Annotated in this window: 18 protein-coding genes; 12 read left to right on the top strand and 6 right to left on the bottom strand. The window is 47.4% G+C overall.

Annotation, left to right across the window (positions count from 1 at the left end):
* Positions 1–26: 26 nt before the first annotated feature.
* From zwf to QUA33_RS04420, 11 genes are all read left to right on the top strand, one after another.
* Positions 27–1,556, top strand: a complete 1,530-nt coding sequence (gene zwf / locus QUA33_RS04470) for a glucose-6-phosphate dehydrogenase (RefSeq protein WP_333146798.1) — start codon at positions 27–29, stop codon at positions 1,554–1,556.
* A 169-nt stretch (positions 1,557–1,725) separates the two neighbouring features.
* Complete coding sequence (opcA, locus tag QUA33_RS04465; RefSeq protein ID WP_333094988.1) at positions 1,726–3,090, top strand: glucose-6-phosphate dehydrogenase assembly protein OpcA; 1,365 nt, start codon at positions 1,726–1,728, stop codon at positions 3,088–3,090.
* A gap of 297 nt (positions 3,091–3,387) precedes the next feature.
* On the top strand, positions 3,388–4,983 hold the full coding sequence (locus tag QUA33_RS04460) for a cobyrinate a,c-diamide synthase (RefSeq protein ID WP_333146796.1): 1,596 nt from the start codon (positions 3,388–3,390) through the stop codon (positions 4,981–4,983).
* Between the two features lie 99 nt (positions 4,984–5,082).
* Positions 5,083–5,574, top strand: a complete 492-nt coding sequence (locus QUA33_RS04455) for an ureidoglycolate lyase (protein WP_333146794.1) — start codon at positions 5,083–5,085, stop codon at positions 5,572–5,574.
* 102 nt (positions 5,575–5,676) lie between these two features.
* Positions 5,677–6,597, top strand: a complete 921-nt coding sequence (locus tag QUA33_RS04450; protein ID WP_333146792.1) for an FkbM family methyltransferase — start codon at positions 5,677–5,679, stop codon at positions 6,595–6,597.
* Positions 6,598–6,638: 41 nt separating this feature from the next.
* Complete coding sequence (locus tag QUA33_RS04445) at positions 6,639–6,866, top strand: amidohydrolase family protein (RefSeq protein WP_333146790.1); 228 nt, start codon at positions 6,639–6,641, stop codon at positions 6,864–6,866.
* A 26-nt stretch (positions 6,867–6,892) separates the two neighbouring features.
* Entirely contained in the window at positions 6,893–7,201 is a 309-nt protein-coding gene (locus QUA33_RS04440; RefSeq protein ID WP_333146788.1) for a hypothetical protein, read from the top strand.
* An 11-nt stretch (positions 7,202–7,212) separates the two neighbouring features.
* Positions 7,213–7,665: a hypothetical protein gene (locus QUA33_RS04435; RefSeq protein ID WP_333146786.1), complete on the top strand. Its 453-nt coding sequence runs from the start codon at positions 7,213–7,215 to the stop codon at positions 7,663–7,665.
* 98 nt (positions 7,666–7,763) lie between these two features.
* On the top strand, positions 7,764–8,222 hold the full coding sequence (locus QUA33_RS04430; protein ID WP_333146784.1) for a KGK domain-containing protein: 459 nt from the start codon (positions 7,764–7,766) through the stop codon (positions 8,220–8,222).
* Between the two features lie 119 nt (positions 8,223–8,341).
* Positions 8,342–8,518 carry a DUF4089 domain-containing protein gene (locus QUA33_RS04425; protein WP_193974111.1) on the top strand — a complete coding sequence of 59 codons (177 nt, stop codon included), beginning with the start codon at positions 8,342–8,344 and terminating at the stop codon, positions 8,516–8,518.
* 24 nt (positions 8,519–8,542) lie between these two features.
* The gene (locus tag QUA33_RS04420) at positions 8,543–10,006 is read left to right on the top strand and encodes an AtzE family amidohydrolase (protein ID WP_333146782.1); all 1,464 of its coding nucleotides are present in this window, start codon (positions 8,543–8,545) and stop codon (positions 10,004–10,006) included.
* An 11-nt stretch (positions 10,007–10,017) separates the two neighbouring features.
* Here the strand turns inward: QUA33_RS04420 and rpsU are convergent, their stop codons facing one another.
* The 4 genes from rpsU to QUA33_RS04400 all read right to left on the bottom strand — a co-directional run bounded on the left by rpsU (position 10,018) and on the right by QUA33_RS04400 (position 14,176).
* Positions 10,018–10,212 carry a 30S ribosomal protein S21 gene (gene rpsU, locus QUA33_RS04415; RefSeq protein ID WP_006632476.1) on the bottom strand — a complete coding sequence of 65 codons (195 nt, stop codon included), beginning with the start codon at positions 10,210–10,212 and terminating at the stop codon, positions 10,018–10,020.
* Between the two features lie 172 nt (positions 10,213–10,384).
* A protein-coding gene (gene prfB, locus QUA33_RS04410) for a peptide chain release factor 2 (RefSeq protein ID WP_333146780.1) occupies positions 10,385–11,519 on the bottom strand; the annotation gives its coding sequence in 2 pieces (ribosomal slippage) (positions 10,385–11,446 and positions 11,448–11,519; 1,134 coding nt in all).
* A 95-nt stretch (positions 11,520–11,614) separates the two neighbouring features.
* Positions 11,615–13,198 (bottom strand): tetratricopeptide repeat protein, encoded by a 1,584-nt coding sequence (locus tag QUA33_RS04405; RefSeq protein WP_333146778.1) that lies wholly within the window; start codon positions 13,196–13,198, stop codon positions 11,615–11,617.
* 249 nt (positions 13,199–13,447) lie between these two features.
* Positions 13,448–14,176: a Bax inhibitor-1 family protein gene (locus QUA33_RS04400; protein ID WP_333074202.1), complete on the bottom strand. Its 729-nt coding sequence runs from the start codon at positions 14,174–14,176 to the stop codon at positions 13,448–13,450.
* A gap of 545 nt (positions 14,177–14,721) precedes the next feature.
* Here QUA33_RS04400 and QUA33_RS04395 point away from each other — a divergent pair.
* Positions 14,722–15,048 carry a PEP-CTERM sorting domain-containing protein gene (locus QUA33_RS04395; RefSeq protein WP_333146776.1) on the top strand — a complete coding sequence of 109 codons (327 nt, stop codon included), beginning with the start codon at positions 14,722–14,724 and terminating at the stop codon, positions 15,046–15,048.
* Between the two features lie 72 nt (positions 15,049–15,120).
* Here QUA33_RS04395 and bchD read toward each other — a convergent pair whose 3' ends face one another.
* Positions 15,121–17,250 (bottom strand): magnesium chelatase ATPase subunit D, encoded by a 2,130-nt coding sequence (gene bchD, locus QUA33_RS04390; RefSeq protein ID WP_333146774.1) that lies wholly within the window; start codon positions 17,248–17,250, stop codon positions 15,121–15,123.
* Between the two features lie 34 nt (positions 17,251–17,284).
* Entirely contained in the window at positions 17,285–18,568 is a 1,284-nt protein-coding gene (locus QUA33_RS04385) for a HAMP domain-containing sensor histidine kinase (RefSeq protein WP_333146772.1), read from the bottom strand.
* Positions 18,569–18,619 lie beyond the last annotated feature (51 nt).

Genomic DNA, 18,619 nt, shown 5'->3' with positions numbered 1-18,619 from the left:
CACCACTAGAACAAGGAAAATAAATAATGGTAACGCTACTTGAAAATCCACTGCGGGTCGGTTTGCGAAAAGAACGGGTGCCGGAACCGCAAATTCTGGTAATCTTCGGAGCTTCTGGGGATCTCACCCAGCGCAAACTGGTACCTGCCATTTATCAGATGAAGCGCGATCGGCGCTTGCCACCGGAAACTACCGTGGTGGGAGTAGCCCGCCGCCCTTGGAGTCACGATTACTTCCGAGAGCAAATGCGCGAAGGTATTGAAGAATTTGGCGGCGGCATTGGCAATGAAGAATTTTGGCAAGATTTCGCTCAAGGTTTGTACTACTGTCCGGGCGACATTGACAACCCGGAAAGCTATCAAAAACTCAAAGCTTTCTTAGCGGAACTCGACGAAGAAAGGAGAACTCGCGGCAATCACATATTTTATCTCTCGGTTTCCCCGAACTTTTTCCCAGAAGCAATTAGGCAACTGGGCGCGGCTCAAATGTTGGTTGACCCAGCAAAACACCGCTTGGTAATTGAAAAACCCTTCGGCCGCGACTTGAGTTCGGCAAAAGCTCTCAACCGAGTCGTGCAGCAGGTTTGCCAAGAACAGCAAGTTTACCGGATTGACCACTATTTGGGTAAAGAAACTGTTCAGAATTTAATGGTATTCCGGTTTGCCAACGCGATTTTTGAACCGCTGTGGAATCGGCAATTTGTCGATCACGTACAAATTACAGTTGCAGAAACAGTAGGCGTAGAAGACCGGGCCGGTTACTACGAATCCTCTGGGGCGTTGCGGGATATGCTGCAAAACCACTTGATGCAGATTTTCTGTCTGACGGCGATGGAACCGCCGAACTCGCTCGACGCTGACAGCATCCGCACCGAAAAGATGAAAGTTCTGCAAGCAACTCGCTTGGCAGATTTGAATAATTTGGACTTCTCAGCGATTCGGGGTCAATATTCCGCAGGTTGGATGAAGGGCAAACCCGTGCCGGGATATCACGAAGAGCCGGGGGTTGCTCCCAACTCGACAACGCCAACTTTTGTGGCGATGAAGTTTATGATTGACAACTGGCGCTGGCAGGGAGTGCCTTTCTACCTGCGAACCGGCAAACGGTTGCCGAAAAAAGTTAGCGAAATTGCTATTCAGTTCCGCGAAGTTCCGCTGCTAATCTTTCAGTCCGCGGCCCAACAAACTACTCCTAACGTTTTGACTATGCGCGTGCATCCGAACGAGGGGATTTCGCTGAGGTTTGAGGCGAAAATGCCGGGGCCGGATTTGCGGACGCGGACGGTGGATATGGATTTCAGTTACGGTTCTTCCTTTGGGGTGACATCTTCGGATGCTTACGATCGACTGTTAATTGACTGTATGCTGGGCGACCAAACTTTGTTTACCCGTTCTGATGAAGTGGAAGAAGCTTGGCGGGTGGTAACGCCGGCCCTGATGGAGTGGGAATCGTCCAACGACCAAGATTTGGTTCCTAAATACGAAGCGGGTACTTGGGAACCGGCGGAAGCAGAACTGCTAATTAACAGAGACGGCCGCAAGTGGCGCAGACTTTAAGAGTGATTAGTCAGCAGTTATTAGTCATTAGTTATTGGTCAGCCTTAGTATTAGTGATTAGCTAATAACTACTAACTAATAACTACTAACTAATAACTAATAACTACTAACTAATGACCCAGGACTAATAACCAATGAGTAATGACTGATAACAAGGGAGAGAAGATTTATGACGATGACACCTATGAAAGCTCCGCCTCTGGTTTCGCTGCAAAATCCTAAAGATGTGTCGATCGACCAAATAGAGGCCGAATTGAGTCAAATTTGGGAAAGTTACAGAGAATCGGGGTCGAAAGGGGATGTTCCGATCGCTAGTAGGGCAACAACTTTTACTTTTGTAGTCTACGAACCCGAAGAAACTCAGCGGTTATTGGCGGATCTGGGATTTTACGACGGGCCGGTGGACGGTATTACCGGGCCGATGACGGCATCTAGCATCAGGGCGGCTCAAAAAGCTTACGGGCTGCCGAGAACTGGCAAACCTAACGCTGAATTGCTGGCAACTTTGCGGGAAGAAGTGGCTCGCAAAAATTCAAAAGGCGAGGAGATGGGATCGAGTGGTTTGGGTTCCGGGGGTTCGGGGGTGGCTGATGCGATCGTGGCTGCCAATCCCTGCCGGATTATTGCTCTGTGCCCGACGGCGGGAGAAGATACGGGCGTACAGGCTCAAGTCGCTGCTTATTGTCCGGTTCACAAGCGCACCACTGGCAATCTGATCTGCTGCGAGTATATAACGCTGCGGGGTACGGAAGCTGCTTTGGAACGGGTGAGCGGCATCGTGACGGCGTTGACTATCGCTGATTTGCCGACGCTGCTGTGGTGGAAGGCGAATCCTGATGCCGATCGAGGTTTGTTCCAGCGGCTGGCGGCAATTAGCAGTTCTGTGATTGTTGACTCTAGCAGCTTTGCCGAGTGTGAAGCGGAATTGCTGTTGATGCACAGTCTGATCGAAGAGGGAATTCCGATCGCGGATCTCAATTGGCGCCGGCTGGCCGCATGGCAGGAGTTGGCTGCTGAGGCTTTTGACGCCCCGGAACGCCGCGCTGCGATTCGGGAAATCGATCGGGTGACGATCGATTACGAACAGGACAATTCTACGCAAGCGCTGATGTATTTGGGTTGGCTGGCGAGCCGGCTTCAGTGGCGTCCTGTTGCTTTCAAACAAGAAGAGGGCGATTACCAAATCAAGCGAATTAAATTCGCGGGGCCGGACGAACGGGTTGTAGAAGCGGAGTTGGCTGCTATTCCTACTGCTGATACGGGCGATGTTCCGGGCGATTTGATTGCTCTGCGTTTGAATTCTACGAACGAGAAGGCTGACTGCGGTACGGTTTTGTGTTCGGAAGTGGGCGGCTGTATGCGGATGGAAACGAAGGGCGGCGCTCAAACCGATCGGTTTAACCAGGTGAGTCCACTGTTCGATCAGGTGACGGAACAGTTGCTGGGCCAACACTTGCAGAGTTGGGGCCGAGATGTGCTTTACGAAGAAAGTTTGGCAGTGACGGCTCAAATGCTGAAGTTAGCTAAGCGGTAAAAAGAGGTTCGGCAACGGATTCTGTAACGGATGTAACGGATGTAACGGATGTCGGGAAGAAGGAAGAAGGAAGAAGGATTGAGTTAGTATTCAGTGGGGCAGGCAATGTCTGCCCTACTTTTTTAGGAGTTATGAGTTTTGAGTTTTGAGTTTTTAATTAATAATGTTCTTTGACTCAAAACTATAAATTACTTCTAAAAAGCAACGAAATTACTATTATTATTCTCATTCTTCCTTCGCGCCCTTCGCGTCTTCGCGGTTCGTTAAATATGTATTTTTTGTAAATAATTTAGAACTATGGCTTTAGTAATTGCTGGCGAACGCAGCGGGGCGGGAAAGACTACTGTAACGATCGCCCTTTTAGCTTTTTTAATCCGCCGCGGCTTGAATGTTCAATCTTTTAAGGTTGGTCCCGATTACATTGACCCGATGTTTCACGCATTTGTTACTGGTCGCCCCTGTCGGAATTTAGACCCGGTATTAACGTCTGAATCTTATGTGAAAAATTGTTTTTCTCGTCATATTCAAGATGTCGATCATGCCTTAGTTGAAGGGGTAATGGGTTTATTTGATGGGGTTTCTCGGAAGAAAGAAGAAGAAAGTTCGGCAACGGATTTCGTAACGGATGTAACGGATAAAATTTCGGCAACGATTGTACGAGATGTAAAGGATTTAACGGATTTAAGGAAGCCAGAAGGAAAACAACACTATTCTATTTCCTTTGCTTCTACGGCTCATGTTGCTTATTTGCTGAATTTGCCGGTATTGTTTGTGATAGATTGCAGCAGGCTCTCTGGTTCTGTGGCTGCGATCGCGCACGGTTTTCGTTCTTTTAACCCTGACCTTAAATTCGCTGGTTTGGTGCTGAATCGGGTGGCGAGCGATCGACATTTGGAACTGCTTCAAGATGCTCTCCAACCGCTCAATTTACCGATTTTGGGGGTTTTGCGTAGGGATGAGGCTGTTACTATTCCCGATCGACATTTGGGGCTGATTCCTGCTGAGGAGTTGCCGAATCTTCATGCTGCGATCGATAAACTGGCTGATTTGGCTGCTGTTAGTTTTGACTGGGAGCAACTTTTGCCTTTGTTGGCTGCAACTCGAAATGAGGGGGGTGAGGGGTCTGAGCAACTTTTGGGTAGGCACGGTCTCCCTTCGGTAATTGTAACTCAAAAAAATGATGTTGTCAACAGTTTGGGAAAACAATTTGGAGTGAGGATTGCAGTTGCGCGCGATCGGGCTTTTAATTTTTACTATCAGGACAATCTTGATTTGTTGGAAGAGTTGGGTGCGGAGTTGGTATTTTGGAGTCCCCTTGATGACTCGGTTTTTCCTGACAATGTGCAAGGGTTATATTTTGGTGGTGGTTTTCCCGAAGTGTTTGCTCAAAAATTGAGCGGTAATGTTTTAATTCGGGATGCGGTAAGAAGTGCGATTTTTGCGGGAATGCCGACTTATGCGGAGTGCGGCGGTTTGATGTATTTGTGCGATTCTATTGTAGACTTCGATGGCAATTCTTGGCAAGGGGTGGGAGTGTTGGAAACTGCTGCTGCGATGGGAAAGCGTTTGACGCTGGGATACCGAGAAGCTGTGGCGGTGAGGGATAGTTCGGTGTTAACTGCTCTTGATGAGGTTTGGGGACATGAGTTTCATCGATCGCATTTAACTGTTGAACCGAGTAATCCAGTTTATCACAGTTGGAGGTATGGCAAGCGGGGGGAAGTTGAGGCGGTTGCTGAAGGTTGGGGAGTTTGTCAGGTACACGCTTCTTATTTGCATTTGCATTGGGGTGCTCGGCCTGATATTCCGGCTCGTTTTTTGCAGCAGTGTGCTGATTTTGATTGTAAGGGTGTTTTGGGCGATCGAGAAAGCGAACTAGATTTTTTTATTTAATTAACCGCAGAGGACACAGAGGGCACAGAGAAGAGATGAGAGAGGATTTACTGTATTAAAATGTTTTTGATGGAAAGCAGAGAGGGGATGTTGGAATTTATGAGCGAATCAATTTCGACTAAGCAGTTATCCGCACAATGGGTGACACCGGAGAATTTTCGGAGTTACGGTCAAGTTATCTTTGCGGCTGTTGATGGCAAGTCTTTCGATGCTGAGGATGCTCAGTTAAACTTGCAAAATGGTATTCCTAGATTTTACATTATGCGGCTGCACAATAAAGGTCGCAAGTTTGGCAAAATTACACGACACGTTCAATGTACTCAATGTTTGGGTTCTTTGGATGGGAAGGATTGGTTGATGGCGGTTGCGCCTCCTGGGGATAGCTATAAACCGAGTTTAGAGGATCTGGCTGCTTTTCGGATTCCGGGCAATTGTTTTATTAAGTTAGATGTGGGGACTTGGCACGCTGGGCCTTACTTTGATGCGGACTTTGTTGATTTTTACAATCTGGAATTGAGCGATACTAATGTGGTTGACCATTTTACCTTTGATTTGGTGAAAAATCACAATCAGGAATTTGAGATTGTCTGATTGATTTAAGAAAACTTTATCGTAGAATTTTGATAGTATATCAACTAGGCTGATTCTACCTGCTTAACCGTGTTTAATAGTTTTGGGACAGGTATAATAATTATGAATTATCCACTCTATTCTCTTTTGATTTTACCATATACGCGCCGCGAACTCCCAGGATGGGGAAAATTGATGACACTCACAGGGGTGTACCGGGACGATTTGTGGAAAAATGCTCCTATACGGGAGATTCGAGGCAAGTTCCACGGTTATCGGATGGCGATGGATCTTTCCAAGTGGAACGATCGCATGAGCTATTTTTTAGGCCGTTATTATGACTTGCCCACACAACTTTTCATCCAAAATGCTGTACAGCCTGGGGACAGTTTTATTGATGCGGGGGCAAATACGGGCATGATTACTCTTTTGGCTGCTTATCATACAGGAACAACGGGATGCGTACACTCTTTTGAACCAAATCCTCTGGCGTTTCAAAAATTAAAAGCTGCGGTAACAGACAATGAATTGCAGAAAGTTTCTCTGCACCAGTGTGGGCTTTCTAACGAGCGAAATGAACTGACACTGACAGTGCCTACAGATGTTACTGGTTTGGGTACTTTCGCTCAACTCGCAGAAAAAGATCGAAGTCTGATTTCTAATCAGTATCAAGTACCTGTGTATCCCGGAGATGAAATGCTCCCAGATAATCTTCCTGGTGCTACTTTTATTAAAATTGATGTGGAGGGGTTTGAGGTGAATGTGATTAAAGGTTTTTCCCAAACGCTGCAAAAGCTTCGCCCTGCGGTGTTGACAGAAGTTGTAGGAAGTCATCTGGAACGGGCTGGTTCAAGTGTAGCAGAACTTTGCTCTGTGATGGATGACTTTGGCTATGAAGCTTTTAACTTGGAGGCGAAACGGGAAGGTTTGGGCCATCGGTTACAATTGTCTAAAGCGCAAGCAGGAAAGATGACTGATGATGTGGTTTGGCTGTATTCTGAGAGTCCTTTATTTTCTCGCCTGCAACAGTGGATGACACACTGATATTGCAGAGGATAAGAATTGCAAGTGCAGGGAAATCTAGGATGATTTCCCTTGGTTTTAATATGGTGACTGTCAACGGTGCTATAACTATCAATCTGGGAGATGATAATTATGGGATAGATGCGGGGAAACCTGCAAATTTGGTTGTGTTGGACGCTGAGGATTGTTATGATGCAATTAGGAGGCGCGCTGCGGTTCGGTATGTGATTGCGCGGGGTAAGTTGTTGGCGGAAACTTCACCTGCTAAAATTAGTTTTTATGGTATTTGACAAATAATATTTGAAGCTGTTAAATTGTGAATCAAGGTGCTATTCCCGATGAGAGTCCGAGAAATTTGCAGGAGCAACTGCTACTGCAAGATGCTAAGGCTGGTAATTGCAAAGTAATTCGTCGCGGTACAGATAGATTGTTGGGGGATGCGCCGAGACTTATTGCTGTTTATGGCGGGAATTCTGAAGATTGGGATAAAATGACAAGTATTGAGGCTTTTGAAATTAATGGAGCTTCCGTACAAGTTCATTGGTTTCGGAACAGTCAGACTCTTCAAGATGTGGAGTTTAAGTTCAAGCGACAGTATCCCAAAATTGCTCCTAAAAATTTGTAGGTCATCAAGTTATGAAAATTCGTTGTATTGCTAATACGGGTGAATCTCTCCCTGATAAATATATAGATCCGCCACGCGGTTACACTAAAAAAATTAAGTTGGCATTAACAATAGGCAAAGAATATATTGTTTACGCTATCCGAGAATGGCAAGGTAGTATTTGGTACTACATCTGCGACGATATTTTTAGCTATTATCCGATGGAGAATCCGGCACCGCTGTTTGAAGTGGTTGACAGTAGGGTTTCTAAGTATTGGCGGTTTGAACTTTCGCCCAATGGCTTGTTAATGATAGCGTTTGAACAGTGGTTTACAGATCCTTATTTTTATGATAAGCTGACCGACCAAGAAGAGGCGGAGGTGGAAATTTTTGATAAGGTTAAGGAATTAATGGATGCTGAGGATTTTGCTTTGCCTCCGCTGGATGTTGCAGTTGAGAAGTTGCGGGAAACTGTCAGTGTTTGAGTGGAAAAGTGCGATAGTTAATTGATTTTGTTAACCAGCTTGACTCACACACCTCCAAATAGTATAGAATATCAAGTAGCAGCATCTTGTGAAATAAAATGGACGAAAAAGTTGAAATCAATAGAAGCTATGAGACACTAGACGGCGAGGATGATGTTTTGTTATTGGGTCAAGCTACTTTTACGGTGGGTAGGTTTAAACAGCTAGCCGGCAGTAACTTTCAGAAGATGCTTCTGACTAATGCACCAGAAACTAATCAACGTCATAAGGCGATAATTCAGTGGATGACAGAGGTACAGATTAACGAAGAAACAAAAATTAGAGGAGGGGAAATAAACTGGAACTCCCCTCAAGAAGGAATTGATTGTCAAATCCTCAAGATAGGTTCTAAGGGTTGGCAAAAAGGAAAGCTTCAAATAGCCATTAATACAAATTTGCAGCCTGGGAAACAGCAGGTATGTATAAAGTTTTCTTCTGATGAACCAGCAAAGCAAAAATCGCCTTTAGATGATATCAGACAATCCGAGGAATACAAAAAACTGAGCAATAATAACTGACTGCCCGATCGCGATTACAATACAATAATCGATCGCACCTATATCTGAACCTTAGATTTTCAACCGCAGATGAGGGCAGATGTACGCGGATGAACGCTGATGTTGTTTGGGATGGACTAATGATAAATATAGAAGAATATGTCGATCGCACGGCCGAACTGATAAACTTACCATTAGACCCGGAACACCGGCCCGGTGTTGTGGTAAACTTCGAGAGAATAGCTGCGATCGCCCGACTCGTTACTGAGTTTCCTTTACCTCCAGAAGTAGAAGTCGCGCCGGTGTTTGAACCTTAGATTTTTAACCGCAGATGAGGGCCGATGAACGCAGAGGAACGCAGATGTTTTTTAGAGAAGGCTGATGCGGTTGCTACGGCAGCGGCTGTTAAATGTGGTAAGGTTACGGCTACAGAGGCGGTAAGTGCTGCTTTGGAACGGATTGCTGTTAAGGATAAAGCTGTTAATTGCTTTACTGCAATCACCGCATCAAGCGCCCTCGCAGCAGCCGAAAATATAGATAGTTCGATCGCAAATAACCAAAACCCAGGCCCTTTAGCAGGCGTTCCCTTCGCAGTCAAAAACCTGTTCGACATCGGCGGAATTACCACCCTAGCTGGGTCAAAAATCAACGCAGACAATCCTCCGGCTACCCAGGACGCGGCTGTGGTCGCCAGACTCAAACAAGCCGGGGCTGTGCTCGTAGGTACTCTCAACATGGATGAGTACGCCTACGGTTTTGTCACCGAAAACAGCCACTACGGCCCGACTCGCAATCCCCGCGATACTGCGCGCATCGCTGGCGGTTCCAGCGGCGGTTCCGCAGCAGCAGTCGCTGCCGGTTTTGTACCCTTCACTCTCGGTTCCGATACTAACGGTTCCATCCGCGTACCGGCTGCTTTTTGCGGTGTCTTTGGGTTTAAGCCTACTTACGGCCGTTTGTCGAGGGCTGGCGCTTATTTATTTTCGGGTAGTTTGGATTGTGTGGGGCCGTTTGGGCGATCGATCAGAGATATGGCGCTGCTGTACGATATCCTGCAAGGCCCTGATTCTCGCGACCCAGTTTGCACTCAACGCCCGCCAGAACTTTGTTCGCCGCAGTTAAATCAAGGTATCGAAGGATTGCGAATTGCTGTTGCTGACGGCTATTTTGCCACAGGGGCGGAACCGGAAGCAATGGATGCTGTAGAAATAGTTGCTAAAGCCTTGACCAGTGTCTTTGATTGTGGTAGAAGCACAGAAAAAACAACAAACCCCCCAAAAATAGGGGGGCTTGCAACTGTCAGCATACCGGAATCCGATCGCGCCAGGGCTGCGGCATTTATCATTACCGCTTGCGAGGGGGGAAACTTGCATTTGGACAATTTGCGATCGCGCCCTCAAGACTTCGATCCGGCGACGCGCGATCGCTTTTTAGCGGGAACCCTGATCCCTGCGACTTGGTACTTGCAAGCCCAGAGATTCAGACAGTGGTACCGCGATCGAATTCGCGAAATATTCCAACACACAGACATCATCCTCGCACCCGCAACCCCGATAGCTGCCCCTGAAATTGGCGTCGAGAAAATGGTAATAGCCGGACAAGAAATCTTAGTGCGTCCCAATCTCGGACTGTTCACCCAACCCCTATCATTTATTGGCTTGCCCGTTCTTTGCCTGCCCGTACAGCGGCCCGGCGCTTTGCCCTTGGGGGTACAAATTATTGGTGCTCCCTACAGCGAAGCGGTGATTCTCCGAGTCGCTGCGGTACTAGAATCGCAAGGCATTATATCTGCCGAATCAATTTAGTGCTAATAATTCTAGGGCTTGTTGTTGCGGTGAAAGCGTCTCTTAGTCCTTCTGGCAATAGCTTTGCGCTTCTGCTTTTCCAACGGGGTTTCAAAGTGGCGGTGCTTTCTCATGTCGGGGAAAATACCCGCTTTAGAAACTTGTCGCTTAAACCGTCGCAGGGCTGACTCAATCCCTTCATTTTCGCCTATTACAACTTGGGTCATTATTTCTCCTTTTGTTCGTTAGATCAAGTTTTATCATATCAAGGTTTTTGGCCGCGCGACCTGTTGAAGGTCGGGCGATCGACCAAAACCCCAAAATTATACCAAATCCGCTGCCATCACGGCTCTTAATTCTTTAGTCTGCACAGGCAGACTTTGTATGTCAAGGAGCGAATTAGATTCCCGCGGTTGCATCGGTTTGGGCTATCAACTGATTTTCCTGCCGCAGGTAAGCTTGAATAAACGGGTCTAATTCGCCGTTCATCACATCTGCGATGGCGGTTGTTTCCACCCCTGTACGCAAATCCTTGACCATTTGGTATGGGTGAAAAACATAATTGCGAATTTGGTTGCCCCAAGCCGCCTCCACCATGTCGCCGCGAATCTCGGCAATTTCCGAAGCCCGCTGTTCCTTAGCAACCACCAACAGTCTAGCCTTGAGTAATGCCAAAGCTTTTTCCTTATTTTGCAACTGACTGCGTTCTTCAGTGCAGCGCACGGCCAAACCAGTAGGAAGGTGAACGATGCGGACTGCGGTTTCCACCTTGTTAACGTTTTGCCCGCCCTTGCCGCCAGCGCGGGAAGTCGTGATTTCCAAATCTTTTTCTGGAATGTCCAACTTGACGGATCGATCGAGAATTGGCATTACTTCGACGCCTGCAAAACTGGTTTGACGCTTGTCGTTAGCGTTAAAAGGCGAAATTCTGACTAAGCGGTGAGTGCCTTTTTCCGATCGCATATAACCGTAAGCGTAGCGGCCGACTATTTCCAAAGAAGCAGATTTAATACCTGCTTCCTCTCCCTCGGAAATTTCCATTAAATGTACTTTGTAACCTTGACTTTCCCCCCAGCGGGTGTACATCCGCAGCAGCATTTCGGCCCAGTCTTGAGCATCTGTGCCGCCGGCCCCGGCGTTAATCGTCAAAACAGCGCCGCCTTCGTCGTAGGGCCCAGATAGTAATTGTTGCAGTTCCCACTGGTCGAGTTCGCGGGTTAACTGAGAAAGACTCGATGAGGCTTCTTGGAACAGGGACTCGTCGGCCTCTAACTCCAGCAGTTCTAAAATAGCTTTAGCATCTTCCAAGCTCGTTTGCCAGCCGCGATATTGTTCTAAATGAGATTTGAAGTCATTAAGTTCTTGGAGGGTTTCTTGAGCTCGATCTTGGTCATCCCAAAATGCTGGTTGGGCGCAGATTTGCTCTAAGTCTTGAATTTTGGCTGTGAGTGCGGGGATGTCAAAGATAGTCCTGGGTTGCACCCAGTCGATCGGACAATGTTTCGATATTGTGTTTGATGTCTAGAACTTCCACTATTAGTCCTCTTGGTTTTGGGTGGTAATATCGATTTTAGCTGAAATTTCGACATTTCAGCAATTAATCCATGTATCCGTGTCGTGCCTTCCTTCTTATATATACTGCGAACCTGTTGAATTGAAAGTTTTACCGCATTCGTGAGCGCATACGTCCAACCTTTTAGAACAGGAAAAACTTTTGGTGAGGTCTTCGCGAAACCAATCTCTGGCGATCGCATCTTTCACCGATTGAGTTCTGAGAGAATTAAAGCCATTTCCGTACTTTTCAATTAAAGCCAGCATCTGCGGTCTGTAAGTGTGGTTATAAATAGCGTATTTAGTATGGCTTACCCAACAGCAAGGCCAGAGTTCCGCTTCAAAACTGATAAAAATCTCTTGGGTGGCTTGAGTTTGGCAGCTAATTTCTACATTTCTGTAGTAATTGTTTAGGCTACCAAATTTTTCTACAGCTTGGATAAATTGGTCTCCCTGGGGATTTTTATATTGTTCCAACGATGGGGGTTGAAGTTCTTCGGTGGCTGGCTTTGATGGGACAGAAGGAGTTGGTTCTGGTGCTTGAGAGGTTTCGATAGCTATCGCTTGATACCAAGCATAATTTGCTTTTTCTGGTTGCCCCAACTGCGTCAAAACTTTAGCTAAATTGCGATAAGCTCCGGCAAAATTGGGTTTAAGCTCGATCGCCTTTTGGTAATAAGCACTAGCTGGCTGCCACTGTTGCTGTTGAGCGTAAAGACTGCCGACATTAGCATAAACTTCTGGAAAATTAGGCTGAATTTTGAGGGCTTTAGCGTAACAATCTGCTGCTGCTTGCATCTTCCCCAAACCTTGAACAGCATTGCCTAAAGTTTTCCAGGCTGCTGCAAAATTAGGTTGAATTTTGAGGGCTTGTTGGCTGGCTGCGATCGCCTCTGATAGCTTTCCTTGTTTCAAGCATTCCTCAGCTTGTTTGTGCAACCCAACAGCGGTCTGTGTTTGATTTTGAGGGGCTGACGCATTATTTGTTGCTGGTTGGTTGGGGGGATCGCTCTTAGCCTCTACCTGAGAGTTTTCTGGCTTCTGAGGCTGTTGATTTGCGGACTCTTTGTCATAAATCTCTTTTGCCACAAAACGAGAGGTTGCTTTCGGTACAAACTCGACAAATCCTAGTTGTTGGGCTAAATCGCGTGCTGCTTCTACTTGGTGCTGGTTGTGTTCAAATATCAAGTAGTGCCATACAGCTTTTCCGCCAGCTTGGATGAAGGCATTAACCGACTGCATTATCCTGTCCCAGTTGGTATTTTGGCGGTAGATGCTGTTAGTATCGGCCAACCCGTCGATACTAAAAATTACGCGATCGTGTTCTCCTGTCATCGCCTTTGCGAGGGTTTGCCACCAGTCGGGATTGCGTCCGCTACCGTTGGTGTACAGGGAGATATGAGGAACTCCCATGCGGTGCAAATACTCGATCGCGGGAATTGTGGTATTGCTAGTCATAGCATCGCCGTAGTTGCCGCACATATACACCAAATCCAACTGAGAGCAAAACTCTTGTGGGAAAATTCTCTCAATATCCTCCATCTTTAATTCCGCCCCCGGCAAAATCGGGTTGCCGGTGCGGGGACACTGCGGACAAGCTGCATTGCACCTGGAGGTAATTTCTACGCTGACTCTCCTAATATCTTCATATTTTAAGTACATGAGTTTTCCCCGATTAATTTGTGATTAATATTGAAATCGCGATCGACACAATTAGATAGCAAGAGGTTTGGTAGAGTGATTAAAAAGTAAAATTATACCTTATCCTTGCCGCCTGTGAACATGATATAAGTTTTTTGTATGTAGGACAAAGGAGGCGAGGACGACTATCTTGATTCCAAATCTTAATAAAAAAAACCGCGGCCGGATGTCGATCGGGCCGCGGTTTTTTTTATTAAGCTAAAGTTTCAATTAATCGCGGCTGTTGATAGCAATCAGCAGGCGCAGAATGAAAATGAACAAGTTGATGTAGGTCAAGTACATCGACAGAGCGGCGGGCAAATACTGGTCGTCGCGGTAACTGCGGGGTAATATGTAAAAATCGACGATCGCAGCGCCGGCAAATATAAACACGCCGATGCCAGAAATGCCAATTTCCAACCAGGTTGGGGTGTAGACGCCAAAGAGAGAGAGCAGAAACTGACCGCCAACGACGACTAACAAAGCAATCACACCTAAACTGATAGTTTTGGTGAGGGCCATGCCATCTTGTTCAGAAAGGTTGGAGCCAATTTGGCGGGCGGCGATAAAGGTAATGCCGCATCCGAGGGCTGCAAAAGCGATGCCGGAGATGCCGACGCCTTGGGTTCTGAGGGCTGTAAATACCAATCCGCTGAGGGTGTAGCCGGAAAGCAGGCTGTAGGTTGCCAGCAGGGGCAAAGCGGTGTTTTTGTTGCCTTGTTCGGCGGCGCCGCGGGCAATGAAGAAGAGAATTAATTCTACGACGATCGCGGCAATGAATGTGGGAAAGAAGATGCTGGGATAGTTACGAATCACTCCGAGCCCGCCGTAGGTGCCGACAGCAGTTAAGACAAGTCCGCCTCCCACGAAGGGGAGAGCGTTGGAGATGACGTTGGGGCCTACCAGCGCGTGGTTTTTGGCCTCGCGCACGGCTTCGCGGAAATTGCTAGTGTTACTCACGAGGATTTACCTAATTTTGGCTGAGAATTGCTATCTATCATTTTGACAGCTTTACACTTTGTTTGCAAAACCTGAAAGAGTTTAAAGATTTGATAAAGAACGGGGGTGAAATCACTCCAAACCAGGGATCGATTGTTTATAATAGACTGCGTACAAGTCGGTGCTGTTTCGCTGTCTCGCTGCAAAGCTATAATTTAGTTTAAAGTATCGGCGCTATCTGGGGCCAAGGGCTAGCTTAAAGTCGCGCAAATCACAGATAGCTGAAGTCAATCAATTTGGGAGGGGAGATTTACGATTGGGGATTATACAGTATATGCTAGAGGCAGTAGCCCAAGTTGATTTTAGGTTTTTGATTCGCGACTTAGTTGAAACTAGGGACAAGAAACTTCAATAATCTAAAATATAAAATATAAATAAAATCTAAAATCTAAAATCGGTTCCGTTAATTGCTAAGGTAGCTCAGACAGTAGCTCAGACACAGGATACCGAGAAAATAAATGAAAAGATCGAGTTGTATCGACAAACTGCTAAATAGGTAATGTCCAATGCCCACCTTTTTTGAGCGCAAATTATTGCCCCCTACAGCGGGGATTTTATTGGCTGCCGCCGCCATTATTTGCAGCGGTCAAGCTGCACTTGCAGCTAATGTCCGAGCCGTTTATACGGCTACTTCAGGCCAGGGTTCAGAAAATTTGCTGCTGGCTCAGACAGGTCAACTCCCCCAAGGTACAACTTCTTCAACCCCGAGCCGGGGGACGGCAAACCGCGTACCTCTGCCCGTAAGAATTCCTGAGCCTTCGACGGTGGTAGGGTTGGGTTTAGTTGCCGGTTCCCTGGCGGTGAGTCGCCGGAGAGCAAGAGTAAAAAATTAGACTTTTGGGCAAAAGTCTAATTTTTTGGTTTTTAACTGCAGATAAACGGAGATAAATCCGGGTGTCAGGATTTTAGCCGATCGCGTCGCGCAGAGCATTTTTAGTCATAGCTGCGATCGACTGTTCGGTAGCTTTGGGCAAGTGATAGTATTTCCCTCCAGAAGTCTTGGCCAATTCCTTCGCAAAGCCAGTCGAAATAAACTTGCTCTCGGTATCAATTACCAGCAACTGCATTCCCAACCCGCGAATTTTGGCAGCAATTTCTAACAATTCCTGCTTAATATCAGGCTTTTCTCCATCTACAATCGGTTCGCCCAAAGAACGAGCCAAAGGAATATTACCGCGTCCGTCTGTAATGGCGACAATCGCAACTTGACCGATATCTCCAGACTGCCGCGCGTTGACTCCCACCCGCACTGCTTGAGTCAAACCGTGGGCCAAAGGGGAACCGCCTCCGCAGGGCAACCGTTCCAAACGCTTGCGGGCCAAGGCTATCGAGCGAGTCGGCGGTAGCAGCACTTCTGCTTGTTCTCCGCGAAAGGGAATGAGAGCAACTTGGTCACGGCTTTGATAAGCTTCTGTGAGTAGCTGCATGACTGCACCTTTGGCGGACTGCATTCTGTTGAGGGCCATCGAACCCGAAGCATCGACGACAAATACGACTAAAGCTCCAGCTTTTCTAGCCAAGCGCTTCGCCCGAATGTCTCCCTGTTCGACAAATACACGGCGCTCAACCCCCCCTTGCCCGGGGGGTTGACTCGCCTGTTGCCCCCCTGAAGCTTGGGGGGGGTGAGAATTCCTGTCGCGGCGGGCTTTTTGGTAGGGTGCGGCGGCTCTGAGGGTGGCGTCAACGGCGATGCGGCGGACGGGGCCTTTGGGTAATACTGGCTTGACGTAACGCCCTCTATCTTCGGAGAAAATGGTGCTTCTACTGCCCGATTTGCCTTGGCGGTTGGCGGCTTGGGCGAAGAAAAGCACGCTGGGGTCGAGAATTACGCCTTCAGGGTCGAAAAGAAATTCTTCGGGAATGGTATCTTTTTCTGGTTCTTGTTCAGGTTCCGGGTTGTCTTCATCCTCTTGGTCTTCTTCGTCTTCTTGCTCGTTTTCTGGTTCGTCTTGTTCTTGTTCTGACTGCTTTTGGGGAGGCGGTGGGGGGGGAGGAGGAGGAGAGTTTTCGTCTGGGGGAGTTTGGATGATGGTGGCGCGGGGTACGATGACTAATTCTACGGCGCGGCGCAGGTCTTCGGCGTTAACTTCTGTGCGTCCCTCCATGGCGGCGGCGGCTTTGGCGACGCGGACTGCGAATATTTCGGCGCGGTGTCCTTGAACGCCACCCCGGATGGCTTCTTCTACTAGGTAGGCAATTTGTTCGCGTTTAATGCTGACATCTTTGAGCCATTCTCTGGCTAGGATGATTTGGGTTTTGAGGTTGTCGGTGTCTTCGCTGTATTGATTGAGAAAGTCTTGGGGGGAGCTGGAGTAGGATAAAGCTTGTTCTACTGCATAGACTCTTTCTTGTAGTTCGAGTGCTGCGTCGGCTGAAAGTACGATCGCGATGCGATCGAGCAAATGTTCTCTCAGCGGCCCTTCTTCGGGGTTGTAGGTGGCGATAAATAGAGGTTTGCAGGGGTGTTGAAAGCTGATGCCTTCGCGCTCTATTTGGTTGCGCCCTTCGGTTAATACTGTTAGCAATTGGTTGGAAATGTTGTCATCGAGGAGGTTAATTTCGTCTACATATAGTACGCCTCGATTTGCTTGGGCTAGGAGTCCGGGTTGAAATACGGTTTGACCGAATTTTACTGATTGTTCGACATCGACTGAACCTAAGAGTCTGTCTTCTGTGACACCCAAAGGAATTTGAATGAAGGGTGTGGGAATTATTTCAGTAGTTAATGAATTAGTATCGGTGGTGTGGGCATCTTGTCCGCCATTTTCTGGTAACAAGCCTGATGTTTGTTCGGCAATAATTTCATTAGGTTCGGCGTTGCAAAAAGAATCTTTAACAATTTCAATGGGTGGCAGTAATGAGTGCAAGGCGCGGGCCATTACTGATTTTGCTGTACCGCGGCGGCCTGCGATCGCAACTCCTCCCAATCCGGGATCGACTGCTGCTAACAGCAGGGCTAATTTGATTGCTTCTTGCCCGACTACGGCGGTGAGGGGAAAGGCTGTGGTGGAAGGGCTAAGGTTGGCTGCGGGCATAGGATTTTCGGATGTAAAAATTTGAACTTAATGTTTAGCTTACTTCTTGGAGTATTTTAACTTCTTGGGGTAGAATCACGGTAAAAGTTGAGCCTACTCCTATTTCTGATACTAACTCGATTTTGCCTTGGAGCAGCGTGACGAGCCGCGATACTATTGCTAATCCCAGGCCAGTGCTTTCGGTGGGAAAGAGCTGTTTGCCTGCTTCTCCTGCTTGAAAGAAGGGATCAAAGATGCGCTTTGTATCTTCGGGGGCAATGCCAATGCCGGTATCTGTAATTGCGATCGCCCACTTTCCTTCTCCAGCAGAGTGGCAACTTAATTCGATGCTACCAGATTCTGTATAGCGAATGGCATTGCTCAGCAGGTTGATCAGAATTTGTTGCAGCCGCTGTGCGTCGGCGATTACTTGTCTTGGGGCGCAGTCGCTGGTAACAGCGAGCTTTAGTCCTTTAGCATCAGCAATTGGCTGCATCATTTCTACTACGGTGTTAATTACTGATTGTACATTAGTTCGCTGCAGGTTAAGTTTAATTTTGCCGGCATCGGCGCGAGAAAGTTCTAGTGTGTCATTAATCATGCGAAGCAAGTGTCTGCCGTTACGCAATACTCGCTCGATGTGTTCGATGCCGGGGAGGGTATCTTTGACTTCTGATTGCCATTTTTCTTTTCGCAGGAATAGTTCGGAATAACCAATAATTGAGTTGAGAGGAGTTTTGAGTTCGTGAGCCAAATGGTAGACGTTTTCTTGATGGACGCTGACGAGGCGAGAGAGTTCTTGATTGGTGAGTTGTAACTGAGTTTGGATTTGTTGAAGTTCCTGCAGCCTCTGAGCTACGTAGCTGTTGAAACACTGGGCAATTGCTTCGTCTAGTACGGCATCTATCAGCCGAAAAGCTCTGAACACGTCGGCGGTGCTTCCGGCTAGCAATTCGGATTCTAATTGCGAGAATATTACTTGACGCAATAAGTGGTATTCCTGGGCTACTTCTGCTGCGTCGTAGCCTTGTTCGGCTCTGAGAAATCCGTGATCTAAACTGGCTTCAATTATTAGTTTTATTTCGCTGTTTTGATATTGGGAAAGCACTGTGGTCATCGCCTGCAGCAGGTGAGGTATGTGATTTTCGATTGCTGAGTGCGGTAAGGCGTCAGCGGTTTCAATTTTCCGATCCTGACGAACTGCTTCAATCCAGTTTTGGACGATAGTATCGGTTTTGTCGGCGAGCACTTGGCTGTAGTCCATGATGTCTGCGTGGGGGTTGAGTTTGGCAGAGATTGCCCATGCTTCATTGTAGTTGAGCGATCGCCCGATCGCCATACCAAACTTCTGCCGATCGCGACCCTCCCAAAAGAAGTAGTTTTGAGGTGA

The organism is Microcoleus sp. Pol14D4, assembly GCF_036701245.1.
Taxonomy (GTDB): domain Bacteria; phylum Cyanobacteriota; class Cyanobacteriia; order Cyanobacteriales; family Microcoleaceae; genus Microcoleus.
Note: the sequence above shows the minus strand (reverse complement) of the source record. Positions and strands in the feature narration are given on the sequence as shown.

Bases quoted from the DNA above. Each gene is read 5' to 3' on its own strand.
- zwf (WP_333146798.1), top strand. From the start codon at position 27: ATGGTAACGCTACTTGAAAATCCACTGCGGGTCGGTTTGCGAAAAGAA.
- opcA (WP_333094988.1), top strand. From the start codon at position 1,726: ATGACGATGACACCTATGAAAGCTCCGCCTCTGGTTTCGCTGCAAAAT.
- QUA33_RS04460 (WP_333146796.1), top strand. From the start codon at position 3,388: ATGGCTTTAGTAATTGCTGGCGAACGCAGCGGGGCGGGAAAGACTACT.
- QUA33_RS04455 (WP_333146794.1), top strand. From the start codon at position 5,083: ATGAGCGAATCAATTTCGACTAAGCAGTTATCCGCACAATGGGTGACA.
- QUA33_RS04450 (WP_333146792.1), top strand. From the start codon at position 5,677: ATGAATTATCCACTCTATTCTCTTTTGATTTTACCATATACGCGCCGC.
- QUA33_RS04445 (WP_333146790.1), top strand. From the start codon at position 6,639: ATGATTTCCCTTGGTTTTAATATGGTGACTGTCAACGGTGCTATAACT.
- QUA33_RS04435 (WP_333146786.1), top strand. From the start codon at position 7,213: ATGAAAATTCGTTGTATTGCTAATACGGGTGAATCTCTCCCTGATAAA.
- QUA33_RS04430 (WP_333146784.1), top strand. From the start codon at position 7,764: ATGGACGAAAAAGTTGAAATCAATAGAAGCTATGAGACACTAGACGGC.
- QUA33_RS04425 (WP_193974111.1), top strand. From the start codon at position 8,342: ATGATAAATATAGAAGAATATGTCGATCGCACGGCCGAACTGATAAAC.
- QUA33_RS04420 (WP_333146782.1), top strand. From the start codon at position 8,543: ATGAACGCAGAGGAACGCAGATGTTTTTTAGAGAAGGCTGATGCGGTT.
- rpsU (WP_006632476.1), bottom strand. From the start codon at position 10,212: ATGACCCAAGTTGTAATAGGCGAAAATGAAGGGATTGAGTCAGCCCTG.
- QUA33_RS04405 (WP_333146778.1), bottom strand. From the start codon at position 13,198: ATGTACTTAAAATATGAAGATATTAGGAGAGTCAGCGTAGAAATTACC.
- QUA33_RS04395 (WP_333146776.1), top strand. From the start codon at position 14,722: ATGCCCACCTTTTTTGAGCGCAAATTATTGCCCCCTACAGCGGGGATT.
- bchD (WP_333146774.1), bottom strand. From the start codon at position 17,250: ATGCCCGCAGCCAACCTTAGCCCTTCCACCACAGCCTTTCCCCTCACC.
- QUA33_RS04385 (WP_333146772.1), bottom strand. From the start codon at position 18,568: ATGGCGATCGGGCGATCGCTCAACTACAATGAAGCATGGGCAATCTCT.